Source organism: Rahnella laticis, from assembly GCF_015644585.1.
In the GTDB taxonomy this organism is placed as follows: Bacteria; Pseudomonadota; Gammaproteobacteria; order Enterobacterales; family Enterobacteriaceae; genus Rahnella; species Rahnella laticis.
In genome coordinates this window covers 217,995-233,023 of record NZ_JADOBI010000002.1, presented here as the reverse complement: position 1 = coordinate 233,023, position 15,029 = coordinate 217,995, and the positions used below count along the sequence as shown (strand labels likewise).

18 protein-coding genes are annotated in these 15,029 nt (G+C 54.6%); all 18 read right to left on the bottom strand.

Features of this window, described 5'->3' with window-relative positions:
• Positions 1-13: 13 nt before the first annotated feature.
• Positions 14-1,774, bottom strand: a complete 1,761-nt coding sequence (locus IV433_RS04390) for a hypothetical protein (RefSeq protein ID WP_195813174.1) — start codon at positions 1,772-1,774, stop codon at positions 14-16.
• 184 nt (positions 1,775-1,958) lie between these two features.
• Entirely contained in the window at positions 1,959-2,552 is a 594-nt protein-coding gene (locus tag IV433_RS04385; RefSeq protein ID WP_195813173.1) for a phage tail assembly protein, read from the bottom strand.
• A 2-nt stretch (positions 2,553-2,554) separates the two neighbouring features.
• Entirely contained in the window at positions 2,555-2,923 is a 369-nt protein-coding gene (locus IV433_RS04380; RefSeq protein WP_095921538.1) for a phage tail tube protein, read from the bottom strand.
• Positions 2,924-2,932: 9 nt separating this feature from the next.
• Positions 2,933-4,417 carry a phage tail sheath subtilisin-like domain-containing protein gene (locus IV433_RS04375; protein ID WP_195813172.1) on the bottom strand — a complete coding sequence of 495 codons (1,485 nt, stop codon included), beginning with the start codon at positions 4,415-4,417 and terminating at the stop codon, positions 2,933-2,935.
• Positions 4,417-4,659 (bottom strand): DUF2635 domain-containing protein, encoded by a 243-nt coding sequence (locus tag IV433_RS26375; protein ID WP_195813171.1) that lies wholly within the window; start codon positions 4,657-4,659, stop codon positions 4,417-4,419. Before IV433_RS26375 ends, IV433_RS04375 begins: the two co-directional genes overlap by 1 nt.
• A gap of 16 nt (positions 4,660-4,675) precedes the next feature.
• Positions 4,676-5,221, bottom strand: coding sequence for an ATP-binding protein (locus tag IV433_RS04365; protein WP_195813170.1), 546 nt, complete (start codon positions 5,219-5,221; stop codon positions 4,676-4,678).
• Entirely contained in the window at positions 5,218-5,562 is a 345-nt protein-coding gene (locus tag IV433_RS04360) for a head-tail joining protein (RefSeq protein WP_195813169.1), read from the bottom strand. Before IV433_RS04360 ends, IV433_RS04365 begins: the two co-directional genes overlap by 4 nt.
• Positions 5,562-5,864: a hypothetical protein gene (locus IV433_RS04355; protein WP_195813168.1), complete on the bottom strand. Its 303-nt coding sequence runs from the start codon at positions 5,862-5,864 to the stop codon at positions 5,562-5,564. The genes IV433_RS04360 and IV433_RS04355 overlap by 1 nt, the downstream gene beginning before the upstream one ends.
• Positions 5,865-5,866: 2 nt before the next feature.
• A complete protein-coding gene (locus tag IV433_RS04350; protein WP_195813167.1) occupies positions 5,867-6,919 on the bottom strand; it encodes a major capsid protein in 1,053 nt (350 codons plus the stop codon).
• Positions 6,920-7,028: 109 nt separating this feature from the next.
• On the bottom strand, positions 7,029-7,442 hold the full coding sequence (locus IV433_RS04345; protein ID WP_195813166.1) for a head decoration protein: 414 nt from the start codon (positions 7,440-7,442) through the stop codon (positions 7,029-7,031).
• Positions 7,439-8,083 (bottom strand): DNA primase, encoded by a 645-nt coding sequence (locus IV433_RS04340; RefSeq protein WP_195813165.1) that lies wholly within the window; start codon positions 8,081-8,083, stop codon positions 7,439-7,441. The genes IV433_RS04345 and IV433_RS04340 overlap by 4 nt, the downstream gene beginning before the upstream one ends.
• A 2-nt stretch (positions 8,084-8,085) precedes the next feature.
• Positions 8,086-8,937 (bottom strand): S49 family peptidase, encoded by an 852-nt coding sequence (locus IV433_RS04335; RefSeq protein WP_104922366.1) that lies wholly within the window; start codon positions 8,935-8,937, stop codon positions 8,086-8,088.
• Positions 8,934-10,499 carry a phage portal protein gene (locus IV433_RS04330; RefSeq protein WP_195813164.1) on the bottom strand — a complete coding sequence of 522 codons (1,566 nt, stop codon included), beginning with the start codon at positions 10,497-10,499 and terminating at the stop codon, positions 8,934-8,936. Before IV433_RS04330 ends, IV433_RS04335 begins: the two co-directional genes overlap by 4 nt.
• A gap of 71 nt (positions 10,500-10,570) precedes the next feature.
• Positions 10,571-10,834, bottom strand: coding sequence for a gpW family head-tail joining protein (gpW, locus tag IV433_RS04325; protein WP_095921526.1), 264 nt, complete (start codon positions 10,832-10,834; stop codon positions 10,571-10,573).
• A gap of 8 nt (positions 10,835-10,842) precedes the next feature.
• Positions 10,843-12,948, bottom strand: coding sequence for a phage terminase large subunit family protein (locus tag IV433_RS04320; protein ID WP_195813163.1), 2,106 nt, complete (start codon positions 12,946-12,948; stop codon positions 10,843-10,845).
• Entirely contained in the window at positions 12,890-13,459 is a 570-nt protein-coding gene (locus IV433_RS04315) for a hypothetical protein (protein ID WP_195813162.1), read from the bottom strand. The genes IV433_RS04320 and IV433_RS04315 overlap by 59 nt, the downstream gene beginning before the upstream one ends.
• Before the next feature lie 262 nt (positions 13,460-13,721).
• Positions 13,722-14,366, bottom strand: coding sequence for a hypothetical protein (locus IV433_RS04310; protein WP_195813161.1), 645 nt, complete (start codon positions 14,364-14,366; stop codon positions 13,722-13,724).
• A gap of 69 nt (positions 14,367-14,435) precedes the next feature.
• Positions 14,436-15,020 (bottom strand): Ig-like domain-containing protein, encoded by a 585-nt coding sequence (locus IV433_RS04305; RefSeq protein WP_195813160.1) that lies wholly within the window; start codon positions 15,018-15,020, stop codon positions 14,436-14,438.
• Positions 15,021-15,029: the final 9 nt, after the last annotated feature.

Here is a 15,029-nt window from a genome sequence, read left to right as displayed (position 1 = left end):
TCAGGTTGATATATCAGGGCATGGGCATTGCCGTGGTCACTTTGCCGCCGGCACCTGAGATTTTTTTACGTTCGCCAGTTCGTCCATTAATCAGCGTCAACTCAATTTCGTTCTTATTGTCTTTCAGCACCTTAGATAATACGTCAGCAACTTGTTTGACATCGATACCGCCGCCGGACGCGCCTGCGCTGGCAGATGAAGGTGCGTTGATATTGGGCTCAGCCCCCTTGCCTGATTGATTAATTCCAGCACTTTGTAAGACGCTTTGCGGCACCATCCAGCGCGGATCAGTCATCGAGGTATTAATGCCGCTATCAATATCAGCCTCGCTGTAGGGTTGGCTGCCATTTTCATGGCGGATCATGGCAGTCATCAGGCGTTTAAGCACCGCGGGGTCACTCATATTCAGTTTATCGTGTGTTCCAAAGCCGGTATCTTTCGTCACCGCATTGATATACGCCTGCGTGTTATTTTCGCTACTCGGGGCATACGTGTGAATAATGCCGTAAGGCGTGTTATTTCCCCTGCCCCCGTAAAGTTGCAGCTGCCTGCTCATAGCAGCAAGCCCGTCATTTGCGCTGCTAAAAATAGGGAAACTGCCGTCGTTGCCCACTGCATTGGGCGCCGCGCGCAAGTTCCCAGGATTATTGTTCCGGATACCCCGTGCATTCCCGTTTCCCGGCTGATTGAACGATAATGGGGGTTCAACAGAAGACGGACCCTGCACATACAGCCCTTGCACATCCTTTTGTAACTGACGGGCCTTATCCGTCGGGCCATAAAAACTGTTCAGCTTTTTGACCAGATCGCCGGAGGCATAGCCTAAACGGAGATCCAGTTTTTCATCCCACGACAGCGTTTTTTTAAACGCGTCATTTTTTTGAGCATCCCGCAGGCGGTCGGCCTGCTTTCCCCCGCTGTTCCACGTCATCAGGGAACCGACCGTTGCGGCATCGAACCCGTGCTGCATGATCTGGGAAGCATCATCAAAACTTTTCTGAACTATCGGGGCTTGCCCCAGCCACGCCTGCCCCTTCATCAGCATGCCGTCCCACGACGCTGAAATCTGATTGACCTGGTTGCGGAACGCCAGGGCATTCTGCACATCTTTATCAGAAAAAATCAGACCGTCACGTTGCGCCTGATCTTTAAGGCGCTGGACCTGTTCGGTGCTTTGCCGCAGATAGTTCAGAAGTTCGGGCGAGAACTGCCCCACCTGCGCAATCACGGACTGCCGGGCGGGGGATTGCTGAAGCATGGCCTTATTCAGGTCATCCATCAGTTTTACGACGTCGGCCATACCCTCCTTGGTTTTGCTGATCTTGACGCCCATTTGTGCCAGAAGGGCGTTAAAAGGATCATCCCGACCGTTAAGCGCATCGTTAGCACGCTGGTAAAGACCGGTAACAGAGCTCTCCGCAGAATCCCGCGTTGCCCCGTTTTCAATCATGGCACCGGTCAGTTCCTGATAGGCCCGAGTCGTTGCGCTGATGTTTTTGGCGGTCGTATCAATTTTATATCCAGAATCGGCATACTCTTTGATCCCCGTTTTGACGCCGTTTATGACCGTGGCCAGTCCGCCCAGCCCTAAAGTCAGGCCGCCCACCATTTTCAGCGGCGGTACAAGGTCCCCGACAAACTGCACACCATCCCGGGCATTTTTTGCCAGTTTATTCAGGCGGCTACTGACTTCATCAAGGCCTTCTGCGGAACGGCGACCGCCGAGCTGCACAACTTTTTGCGCATCATTGAGCTGGGGCGTCAGTTTCTTCACCGCATCATCGATGTTCTGAATAGACTGAGAAACCTGATCGTCCGCTTTCAGCTGGAAATCAAACACATTAGCCATTAATCGCGTTCCTTTACCTTATTGATGCGCAATGCCTGATCCCGCCACCAGTTGAGCTTCGACCACGTCATTCCCCAGCCCTGATCTGGCCCCCAGCCGTAGTAATACGTTACATCGGCGATACGTTCACGCCACCTCCCGCCGTCGGGGAGAAGTTTAAAAAACCCAGCATGTAACCCTCGCAGCGTTTGTAGTCCGTAAACGGCAGACGGTTAATGACCTGCGCCGGAATGCCGGAGATTTCAGCGATAAGCGCGGACATCGCCGCCAGACCGCCTTTCACTGTCTGGGTTTTATAAAACTGGTCCACCTGTTCAAGACAGGGTTCACCAAGATCTATACCTGCCCAGTTTTGCTCCCCTTTGCCATCCTGAAGGACTTTTGGCAACACGATCACCGTGCTGCTTTCAACCGTCGTGACGGGTTCGGGGAGGTAATTTAAGAAGGTGAGAAGAAATAACTCACACTGTTTGAAAGTGGTAAACGGCATGCGCCTGACAACCTGCGGCGGGATCCCCGATAGAAGCGAGATAAGGAGCCCCATCGCGGCCAGCGCGCCATCCGCCTTCTGCTTATCAAAGAACTGATTCACTTCGATGAGCGCAGGTTCATGCAGTGTAATTCTTTCCCAGACCAGTTTACCGCCGGCATCCGCCAGCGGTTTATCCAGAGGAATAACGATACTTTTTTCCTGCTCTTCCACGATCAGCTCTCCACGACTGAGAAGCTTTCCCAGCGGACATCGAACACGGCGTCTTCACTGTCCACTTCCTGCGATTCGACCGTCCACATCCCGGTGCCGATAATCGTTTTGCCGTTGGCGAGTTCAGCCACCACGGTGACATCGGTCATGTCGTTAAAGTCCGCCACCGTGGTACCACCGCTGTCGCGAACCTGACAGGAGATATACGGCGCGGAAGGCTTTTCTTTATAGCCATGAACGCGATCCATCCCGGTCAGGGTTTCACGTTTTACGGTTGAAGGACTGTATTTGAACTGCCCGGCGACCATGATTGTGACGCCATTGGTCGTCACCGACGCGGTGCCTGCCAGGCGGTTGGAGGTATCACCCATTGTTATTCCTTACGCCGCGGCTTGCAGGCGGAACTGGTTAAGAAGTGCAAATACGCGCAGCTGGTTGATCAGCACGCCGTCCCATAACACGTCTACGCGGTTCGGGTTGGTCGTGCTTTTCGTCACAATCAGACCGGCGGCGAAGGCTTTGGAATCCTGCACATAGCCGTTGTATTCCAGCTGTGTGTACTGGGCGATCAGCTCAGCCCGGATAATATTCGGCGTCACAATCGCAGATCCCGGCGCAAAGCGGGTGCCGTCAGCGGCCAGCTTCATGCGCGCAAATTTCGACGTGATCTGCGTGCGGATAAAGCGGGTAACGAACATCAGCAGGAACAACGTTTCCACCTGCAGATAGCTATCGTCCGCATCCCCGAATTTATTGGTCTGATACGTGGTGATCAGGTTTTCCACCTGCACCGTGCTGTCATCAGCCACCGTGAAGGTCGAAATGCCGCTGTAAAGCAGGTTGTTGCGCTCGGTCAGCTCGAAACGTGAAGCCAGTGGCGGTGCCAGCACGCCGGCAATCGTGAGCGTTTGCAGAGGACGCCCCGGATCGTTGCGCAGACTCCCCGCGACCGCGCCCGTTGCAGCCGCGGCCCAGACATAAGCCGGCGTTGGTGAGTCATATACCCCCAGTAAAGTGGCATGCTGATCGTTGCGGGCTTCGCCGAGCGTGGTCAGTTGTCCATAGGTGCCAGACACGGCCCCAAAGACGTGGCCGTAAAGCTGTGAAGCGTAGCTCCAGCGGCCGGTGCTGTCCGACAGAAAATTCTTCAGCGCATCGAGAGAAGTCGTGTCGGTATAAGGAGTTACAATAAAATCAAAGGTCCGGTCGCCGAGGTTTGCCAGCGCCGTCGTCATGTCCGGTGCGCCAGCCCCGCTGGTGAGGGCGGTAAGCGTAATACCCAGGCCATCAGGCGTGGCTTCCCCGCCCGCGCTGCCCAGATAATTCAGCCGCAAATCGATGCTGTTGCCGTGCGTGCCTTTGTTTTTTGCCGTCAGCGTAATGACGCCGGCAGCCGATGCAGCCGTTACCGGCAACGCAATGGTGGCATTGATTGCCGCCGTCAGGGCTGTTGCCATTGAAGTCACTGTGTCGGTGCTCAACACAGTTGTCTGCACGCGCTGACCCGCGACATACAGTGAAATTACACCGGTTTCACTCGGCGCCGTGGTCAGCGTAATGGTGCCGGTCGCCGCCACCATCGATGTTCCATCAACCAGCGGCAGCAGATAAATTTCACCGGCAATGTCGTTTGCCAGATACGCCGCCATCTGGTTATGCAACATCGAACCGGCACCATAAATACCGGCAGTGTTCGATGCTGACGATTCAATAACCGGGATATTGGGGTTTACCGCGGCGTTCGTCAGCATCTGACCGATGATCAGCGTGCGCTGAGTAGCCGTTGCGGTATTCGCCTGCGAGTTGTCAAACTCTGCATAGAAAAGCGGTGTCCGCAGATTGCTGGGGATATTTTGAAAGTTCATTAGCTCGCACTCCCGGTGTCCGTTGAAGCGGCTGATTTATCAGTGGTGGCCGTCGCGTCTGCGCCCTTTGCGGACGCCGGCGATTTCGCTGCCGGCGCGTAGGTGTCAACGGTGATCACATCCCCGTCGCGGAGCCGGCGGTTCCAGAACATACTTTCAGCGACCTCTGCCCCTTCTTCGGGCAAAAAGGTGCCTTTAACCGGGTCACGCACTGTGCGCCCGGCTGCGGGTTTTACAAACATGGGATACTCCAGAATGTTATTGAGGCAGGTCGATGGTGACGCCGACTTCCGGCGTGCCGTCAGGCTCGATAAGGGTGACATCGATCCCCTGAAGCGGATCCGCTTCGATGGGGTAAAATTCTTCCGGCCCCTGGTAATACTCGATATCCAGATCCATCAGTAACTGAGCGGTATGCCCTTCGCCAGCCGCGCTGATATCAATCGTGGAGCGCAGCTGCAAAAACTGCTGAATCTGTCGGGTCAGGTCATAACTGTTGATCACAGCCCGCTCGATTTGTTCGCGCAACTGCTCCAGCGCCTCTTCCGCTTTTACCGCCCCGTTGTCCTGATCAAGGTCATCGAGTTCCTGCAGGCGGCCGGTAATCCGGACGGTGGTCACGGTCGTAAACTGCGGTGCGTTACGCCCGAGGGAGTTTTTCACATCGAAGGGGGTTTGCACGAGAATAGCGGGATACATATCCTCAGACGTGGGCCAGTCGCGCGGGGAATAGACCCGTTCAAGAGCATCTGTCTTTCCCGCAAGCGCGCTGATAACGAGCCCCCGCAAAGCTGCTGCATTCATACCTTCACCCTGTTAAGAATAAGCTTTGAGCCGCCGTGGCTGTCCGGCTGGATATCGGCGATGGTGAACAACGTGTTCACCGTCTCGCCGCCGACCGTGCCGATAAACACCCGGTCCCCCTTCTTCGGTGGAACCCTGAACTCACTGTCCAGCACACCCAGGACGGGGGACGTCGTGTTTATCGTGCTACCGTCATCCAGAGGTTCAACCTCCTGCGTATAGGCGCGGTCGAAAATCCCGCTGATGGTATAAGCCGCACCAACCGCGGGACGGAAATCAACCGGATCACCAAATACCCCCTGTAACGGCCTGAGCAGATGCTGATCCCAGTTGATGCCCATCAGTCAGCTCCGTTCTCAGGTGGCGGGCTTGCCGGGTCTGAGGTGGTAATGCTGGTTTGACTGTCTGCCTGGGTCACAGAAACTTCCTGCGGGCCGGCGCCTTCCAGCTCCTGCTGCAAATCAGACAGAGACTTCACGAAACCCAGCGCAATGAGGCGCTTTGAATCCGCTTCGGATAACTGGACACGCGTATTCTGAGCGTAATCCTCGCCGTCATGCCGCAGATGTTTTCCCTTGAGAACAACCACGCTGACCAGGTCAGCGGCCTCTGAGGCCGCTTCGGTTGTTTTATCTTTTGCCATGATCACACCACCGTCGCACAAAGGGCCGCGTTAACCCGGCTTGGGATAACGATTGGGGAAGACTGCATCATCAGAAAACGCTGGGCGGGGTCTTCTTTCAGCCAGCTTTTCGGTGCATAAGCCATCGGGCCATAGTTGAAAGCAGGATCCATAATCGCCCCAAAAGCACGGGTACCCATCAGATCAGCGCCAGACATGATCACCGAACCATCGGCAAGCATCGGGGTTTCAATGCCGGTATCAGGGTCAATGAACCAGTCGTTGTAAAGCCAGAGGTCAAACTGACCCCAGCGCCCTTTGTATACCGCGCCCTTCTGCACGCGCGCGCCGGCGTCAATCTGATTGCCGAACGGGCTCAGTGCAGGAAACACAATGGCGTTGTCTTTGATGGTGGTATCCAGGCGAAATGCCTTCCAGGACTTGTTGGTGAAAACCAGATCAGTCGGCGCAGCGCCAGACTTTTGCAACACCAGCGTCTGCCAGGTTTCAATGTCGTCAGAGGGCTGGGTATTTGTCGCGCCAGCGGCGATACTCGTCGGCCATTTATCAGAACCGCTGAGCGCAATGGTCAGGGAGGGGTCGCGGCCAAAGTCAACGACAGTGGTCGGGAAGCCTTCGCCTTTAATGGTGACGGTACCGGTAGACAGCGCACTGCATCCCATCCACTCGAGGCGACGATTCAAAATATCGATCTGGTCGCTCATCTCGAACTGGATGTTCAGCATTTCACGCTCAGCAGCGGTGTATTCACCCCCAATGCGCTCTCCAATCTGGCGGCGGATAGGTTTACGCAGGTCAGGCGCACGCTTATCTTTGATGTAAGCAGGCTTGAACTTGTCGGTCTGATAACGGCGGCTTTCAACCAGCTTACCTTCGACTAAAGGCGAGCAAAACGGCGCCATACGACGGAGACCTACGTCAACATCGATCGCCACATATTCATCGTTGCTGGTCTCGATGTTCGGGAAGAAACGGTCGAGGATCCAGTTTTGTGACGTCATCAGGTTTGGAACCAGCCCGACGAGCGTCACCGTATCGTAAATAGATTGAGACATAGCGTGTTCTCTCTGTGTCCCGACCTGCTGGCCGGGATAAAAAATGGATGCATAACGCCCTACCCGGTAAAGGGCATGCGAAGAAGGTGATTTAAAGGGGAGTTACGTTTTAGCTGGCAGGTGCCTGAACGCTGTCACGCAGGAAAATACCGTAAGGGCGGAGTGCCGTTTTAAGCGCGGCCAGCGTCCAGCTCGCATCAAAGGTAATGCGGTTTTTATTGATTTCGGCCATCAGATATACGCCGGCTAACGTGTCCGCTGCGGTGGCATTCACATCATCGGCCAGAATGGCCTGAGGAACCTGGCTACCGTCGGTTGCTGTCGCCACGCTCAGGGTGTACTTACCCGATGCAGTAATCACCCCCAGTACGGTACCGCGCTTATAGGTTGCCGAACTTCCCGTCAGAATCGTCACCGTATCAGAGACAACCTGCAAAGGGCCGGACAGCAACTGGTCCGGAATGAAGGTGTCATGCTGAACGCCGGGCACCCAGGCGTTTTGTCCTACCTGATTCACAGTCATTGTTTTTTACCTTTTACCTGGTTGTAGAGAGCGGACGCACGAGATACCACTGAGTTTGCTGAAGGACCACCGTTGTCAGCGTTACCCAACTGGTGATTTTCAACTTTAGACATGCGTTCATCCAGTGACATGCGGCGGGGCTGAGATGCGACTGGTACAGGACCAGAGCTCGCCATCACCCGGATTGCCGCGGCGGAACTCATACCGGTGGTAATCGCCAGTGAAACGGCCAGTGGGCCTTTGCCAGCAGCAAATTTACTGCCGAGAATGCGGGAAATACGATCGCGCTCAGCGCGGCGACCTTTTTTGACGTCACGATCATCTTCATCATCGTCACCGTCGTTTTCGTCGCCCTCGTCCTCATCGGCGTCCGCATCGTCATCATCATCCTCCGCACGGCGGGATTTGGCTTTTTTAGACTTTTCCTTGTCATTACCATCTTCGTCGTCAGAATCATCACCATCATCTTCTGCACGCTGAGATTTTTTGGACTTATTTTTATCATCCTGATCGTCGTTGTCGTCCTCTTCTGCACGACGCCCCTTGGCCTTTTTGGACTTCTCTTTTTCGTCTTCATCATCTTCAGAAGCATTGGCGGAAAAACCAAACAGGTGCGCAAAACCTCGAATTTTCTTTGACATCGTTACTCTCCAACTAATTGTAATAAATCGCGGAATGCCGCATCAGGCGAGGCCACGCGATCAGCCAGCCCCAGTTGCACACCGTCGGCGCCAAGGAAACAGGCGGCTTCGGTATCCCGGACGGTTTTCTCTGTTATCCCGCGATTGCGGGAGACGGTACTCACGAACAAACGCCCCATTTCGTCAATATCTGACTGAATGGCTTTGCGCGCCGTTTCGCTTAAAGGTTCATACGGATTGGACTCTGCCTTGCGATCGCCGTAGGTAATGATGGTGACCTGCAGCCCGTCATTTTTGATTTTCTGCGACCAGTCGACGTGCATCACAATGACGCCGACAGAACCGACGCCGCCGGTACGCGGCACGATTATCTTGTCCGCCGCACTCGCCAGCGCGTAAGCCGCGGAATAGGCGCTTTCGGACAAAATGGCCCAGACCGGTTTACTGCCGCGTGCGGCATAAATCTCATCGACAAGGTCAAAACACCCCGCGACTTCGCCGCCGGGCGAATCAATGTCCAGACAGATGGCTTTCACTTCACTGTCATTCAGTGCGCGCAGGAAACAGGCACGGATGCCGTCATAGCCGGTCATCCCGCTGTAAGGCCGCAAAGTGCCGAGTTTCTGCACAAGCGTCCCCTGAATCGGGATAATGGCGATCCCTTCCACCACGTCATAGCCCGTATCACGGGCCTGACGGGAGAATGAATCATCTTCGTCATCCCAGTCAGACATGGATTGGATGCGCGTCAGGCCAAAACGGTCCGTCAGCGCCGCCATGACCACTTCGGCCTTTCGGGGATGCAGCGCCAGCGGCGTGTTAAACAGGCGCTGCGCTAAGTGCGGTAAATTCACTGTGCCTCCGGATCTTTAATTGTTTGAGGTGCAAAGGTGTCAGCCTGTCCCCATGTCGGAACCGGCAAACCACGCTCTTTGAAGGCTTCAATCTCACGGGCACGCTGATCGAGGAGTTCTTCCCAGTCTTCGCCGACGTTTTCTGAGACTTCCATTTCCAGCGTTGACATGCCGGAATCCATGCCGAGGATCGCGCCTTTTTTCTCAGCAACGGGGTCAACCCAGCCTCGACCGGGTCCCATCCACTGCGCACGGCAATACGCCGCTTTGGCCGCCAGAAATTCCGGCGCGCCAGCAGGAAGGGGCACCTCACCAATATCGTGGAGTTCTTCGATAAAGCTGCTGAAGATAGGCTGAGCAAAGCCGCTGGCAAAATCATCGCGGCGGCGCGTCAGGGTTTTCCAGGCTTCCAACATGGCTGAACGGGCGGAACTGTAATTCACATCAGACCAGTCCTGCGTTAACTGCTGGGTCGAAATGCCCAGGGCGGCGGCCACGTTACGTAATGCTGCGCTTTCGAACGCCGCAAAGTTACTGGTTGGCCGCGCTGCGTTCACGGTGTCTATCTTTTCACCCGGCGCAAGGATTGGCATCCGGGCACCACTTTGCAGAGAGATGCGTTTATCATTGTGATAATCGGTACGCATGTCCTGATAAGCCAGTACCTCATCAGTATTTAATGAATCAGCGAACAGGCCAGGGTCATAAGGCGAAGTGATGTATGCTCCGAACACGGCATTGAGGATTGAGGATTCCAGCTCTACCTCGTCGTATTTGATCAGCATTTTCAGACGCTGAACGATGGGCGTAAAAATACTGCTGCCCCGATGCTGGGCGGCACGATCGCCGTCAAAGTCATGCACGACAATTGGCCGTCCCCATGAGGTTTCACGCCTGACGCGTTCCCACGTCATCGTTTTCTCAGCACTCCACCAGTCGCCCATGTGGGCTTTGCGGATGTGATACGCCACCGGCACGCCATCGTCGTCAATTTCTACGCCGCCGCGGATGTTCAGCATATCGAATACCTGCTGTGGGTTGCTCAGCCGATCCGGGTCAATGATCTGTATGGTCGTTGCATAACGCGCACGACCGTGCCCGAGCCGGTCCGTCCGGTATTGCAGAACCGCCAGCGCATCGCCGTCCACCAACTTGTGGCGAAAAGCCAGACGCAACATCTGGGAAACCGTTTTTTTCCGCTCAACGTCGCAATAGCGGCCGGGGTCATTTGCCCAGTTACGCCACGCCGCCTCAACGGCCCGACCGTACTCATCCGCCCATTTGGCATCAAAAGCTTTCAGGCCGGTTTGAAGCGCAAGTGCGCGGTAATCCACTTTAGCGATCGGGCGAAAATTAGCCCCAACCGCATTGTCCAAAATGCGGGTTACGCTGCCTGATGCCCACCCGTCATTTCTTGCCATGTCGCGAACGCGGGAAACGATGCGGTCGCGGTAGATGTTGACTTCGTTATCCGGCGACCAAAGCGCGGGCTGCCAGTTCGCCATCGCATCGCTGAATGAATCCGCAGCGTCATAAGGCACACGGCCTGAGCCGTTCAGCATTGAGGCCTTTCGGTTCGATGGGGGTAAGGGGCGGCCGTTTGGCCCGAGAATTCTGACCTCTCCGCTATTCATCAATACCGAAACCTTAACGTCACGCGTGGACGTTTAACGATGCCTAACTGAGCCTGAAGAAGCTGGATCAGCGCTGTTAGCTGTCCAATATCTGTCTGTTGATAAGCGACCGAGCGCGTACCGTCCCCCTGCGTGTAAGAGAAAGACACGCCCTTCGCACCCGTCGAAAGCTCGAGATAGGCCTGCTGTGCGCTGGTCAGCGCGGCCTGTAACTGGTCACGCGTCATCGCACCAGCCAAAAGGCTGGAGTTGGGATTAAACATAGAGGTCCTTAAGCGAGGCGCTTATGCAAAGGTTTACGCTGAGGTTTCTCAGGTTCGGTAATAATGACACCGGGTAAACGTAGGTCCTGTTTTTCTTCAGGCTCCGGTGCCGGGGGCAATAAGGTGTCAGGGTTATTTTCCAAGGCTATCGCTTTGGCGTTCAATTTAAGGCCAGCATGGAACAAACCGCACAGGGCGGAGTAAGCGTAAACACGACAGTCTAACGCTTCGTTAGCTTTGCCTGGAGGCAACTCCCACACGCTGTAGCGCTGGCCGGCGGCTTCTTTCATGACTAACCGTTCTGCTGTTAGCTGTGTGAAATACCCCATATCCCGATCGGTTGAAAAGTGCATATAACCGGGGCCGGGCTGCTCTATGTGTAATCGTGAGCGAATGGAATCTTTTGCAGAGTTGACGCCAAGAATGATCGGACGGAATTTCGCGCGGGTTTTCGATGTCGGGCGCTTGTTCGGCCAGATAGGTGACCGCTTGCCTCCCGTCGCCGATTCACCTTTAATCGCCCAAATCCGCCGCCCCAGTCTTTCCTGAGAAAACTCATACACTTTTTGCGTATGATTACCGCCGGAGTCATGGCAGGCCGCCATGATGGTGAAACCACGACCGTCGGCGCGGCGCCATACCTGTTTCAGATAGGCATCCAGTCGCAGCCAGGGTTCAGCCGTTTCAAGGTCACCCTCAATCACATCGAACGCAACTGACCAGCTTTCCTCGTCTTTACCCCATCCCACGACCTCAACCTCGAGCCTGTCATTCTGCGTATCGATGCCAGCAGTCAGAACGGCCACACCATCCGGCACCTCCGCGCTGAATACTTCCCGCCGTGCAAGCAGCACATCAACGGGAAGACGCTTACCATAGTTAGGCCGGTGAGGCAGGCCCATCTGGGTATTCCACCAGGCCAGCTCTTTATCGGGGTCGCCTTTGGCTTTCAGATACTTTTCGGCGATATCCGACGGCTTATCTTTTTGCCACGGGCTGAATAACTTCGACGCCTGATACCCTGCATGGATGTTGTCGACGCCTAACTTTCCGCATTCGGGGCACACAACCCGGTGTACGGCATGACGCTCAGAGGCGGACCACTGCCAGACCTTGCTGACCGCGGTGACATCGTCGGCGTGCCATGCCTGTTCGTAGAGATTAAGCGGAACATGTCGGGTACCGCAGCACTCAAAAGGTTTTGTCTGATGCCACTGAATAGTTCTCAGCGAACGCAGCCTGTCACCCTCAGACCATCCTGTTCCGCAGCTTTCGCAGTGGATCATGGCCTGTTTGGTATGGTGTTTATCACCGTCTGACGGCCAGTGAATGTGCTTAAAAAAATCAGGAAACTGGCGGTGACCGCAGTGCGGGCACGCTACCGATGCACGACGCTGGTCGGAATCTTCATAACTTGCTGCTATCCGGCTTTCGTCTTCCACGGTCGGTGAACAGGCACGAACGGAAAGCCAGTTCAGACCGAAGGTTGCGGTGCGTTCCTCGGCGAGCGTGATCGGGTCACCCTCACGGGTGATGGGATATTTATCCACCTCATCGGCCAGCAACACGCGGATTGGACGGCGTGCAAGGTTGTCAGGGCTGCCCGCGCCAGCCAGCGCCAGAAATCCGCCGGTAAACGATTTATACAGCAGCGTTTCTTTGGAATTCTTCTGCTTGTTTCCCCCGATCAGGTCGCGAAGTACCGGGGTTACACGCACTAACGGTGTGATGCGCTCTTTGGAAAACTGCTCAGCCGCATCTTCTTTCGGCTGGAGTAGCAACATCGGGCAGGGATCTAGATGCGCAAAATAACCAAACAGGTTTTCAAGCAGCGCCGTCTTCATTAACTGCGTGCAGCACATCACCGTGATGATATGAACGCCTGATTCGGTGGCGGCAAGCATCGGGCCACGGGCTATCTCTACCGTTTCGGTTTCCCAGTTGCCCGACGTGCTGCCTGCTTCTTTGGCTAACTTGCGGTACCGGTCCGCCCAGTCCGGCACGCTGATACGCGGCGGCGGCGTCCATCCCTTTCTGATGCTACTTAAAAGTCTGTCACGTTTCGTCTGTGTTAAATTCAGGATCGCCGAGTCCGGAGATGTGTTTGTGGACATGTTCGATTAACACCTCGGTCATTCTGTCAGCTGGGACGTCCAGGTCAGCCGCCATCAAAGGAGCCACCCTTGACGGCCAGTTCATCCAGGCGTCGCGCTGCTGTCGAAATGCTGTAAATAAAACAGCTTCAGCAACAGAGAGCTCAACCAGTTGACCATCCTCTTTCTCGAACTCGAGCTTTGTTAAAAGCGCCAGGTAGTTTTCTTTAACCCTGCTGGCTTCTTCACGTGACATTTCAGCGCCGGTCGCCAACATGATTTGTTTAACCGCCTCGTCAGTGGCTGAATCATCTTTAAGTCCGATGTCTGCTTTAGCCGGTTTATTTTTGGCCGCATTTTTTGTCCGGGGATCTTTACCGTCACGCAGCATGACGAGAGCTTTGTCGGTGGCTTCAACATCAATGAGGCTACCGTCGAGAACGACATATTTCCCTGCTTTAACCCACCGCCCGATCGTCTTCCGGTCAACGCCGGCGTGCTTCGCATATTCAATTTGCGTCATCGTTGTCATGGGACATTTTCCTCGATGGGACATTAGGACACTCGAATGGGACATTTTTTTGTGTCCCACCTAAATGTCCCACGCAAATATCCCACGTATAAACTCGCTAAATCCGCACGGGGCAAGGGATGGACGTAGTCAGTGCATAGATATGCACGTGGGACATGGGACACAAACTGAAAAATTTATAGCTGGTGAAACTGTGCGGCGCGCAATGCCCGTGCATTAAAAAGGTCCGGGGAAGGACCCATTTTTTTATTGAGAGCAGATATCATCTCGCGGTGCGAAGTGCTTCGTCGATTGCCTTACTCAACGCGCCGGGCATCAGACCCGCCGCCATCTTCTCGGCTCTGTCCATGTATCCTAGAGTGGGTTTGACTGGGAGCGCATCACCAAACCGTATCAGCAGTTTGGGCATTGGGTTCTTCACCCGTGGGCGGTGCGTACCATTAGCTGAACGCTTCTGTCGCTTTTTGCCCTTCTTACCCTTCTTCACTTTCACACGCTGCCAGACACCATTGATGCCATCGATATCACCAATGAACACATCAGATTTTGCTTTGAGCTGGGAAAGTTTATTGCGTGACAGGTTGCCGTATTTGTTCAGCTTGACGTTTTTAGGGTTGAGCAGCGCCTGACCGTTAAGCTTATGCACGCCGCCGAACTCCAAAGGCTCCAGATATCCGGCAGCAATATCGCGAACAAATACTTTAGCGATCAGGTTATCGCGGCGCGCCCCTGCAGAACCAACCGAGTTAACAGTAAAAGGCGTTGGGTTCTCCAATTTCCGCTGAAATGCAGTTTTCTCTGCCGCAGCTATCTGCCGGGCAACGCTTGTTAGTGCCTGAGCCGTGGCAAACGGAATCTGCTTCTTGAGTTTTTGCAACTCTTGGGATAGGTCGCGAAAATCAGCCATTCCAAATCCTCAAAAATGCATCAAATTTCACTATCGATGGCTCTCACTGAAAGCCATCTGTAATGCTACTTAGAGCAGAAATTTATTTTTCAGAGCAACCAGATCGGCTTCTGCGTCTTTACCCAGGACTTCAATACCGTGCTCGATGAATGCGACCACTTTATCGAAATTAGCTTTCATCGTGGCCAGTGGGGATAACACGGTGGTTGCTGGGATAGAAGTTGCTGCAGCGTCGGCTGGAGCATTTGGATCAGACACATATAATGGTGCGGGTTCCGGAGCTGGAACGGCGACGAAATAAACCTGAATGCTCGCCGTTGTGCCGTCAGCAGCGGTTGCCGTTAACGTTGATGCGCCGACAGTGGAACTGACCAGGCTTACAGTGATCTGGCCGTTTGTATCGGTAAGTGCGCTGGTTGGAGTAACGGTTGCGCCATTGTCCGCAGTAAAGTTCACTACGGCGCCGGGCTGAATTGCATCGGCATTATCGGTGAGAGTTACCTGAACGGTGTTTGCCGCCGCGCCATTGGCCAGCATGCTGGTGATAATCGAAACGAGTGCTAATTTCACGATATTTTCCTTCGGTTGAGATTCAGCCGTTTCGGCTGGGTGGAGATAGATGCTTTTCAGCCATGCAAAAAAACGCTTAATCATTTCTGTCTG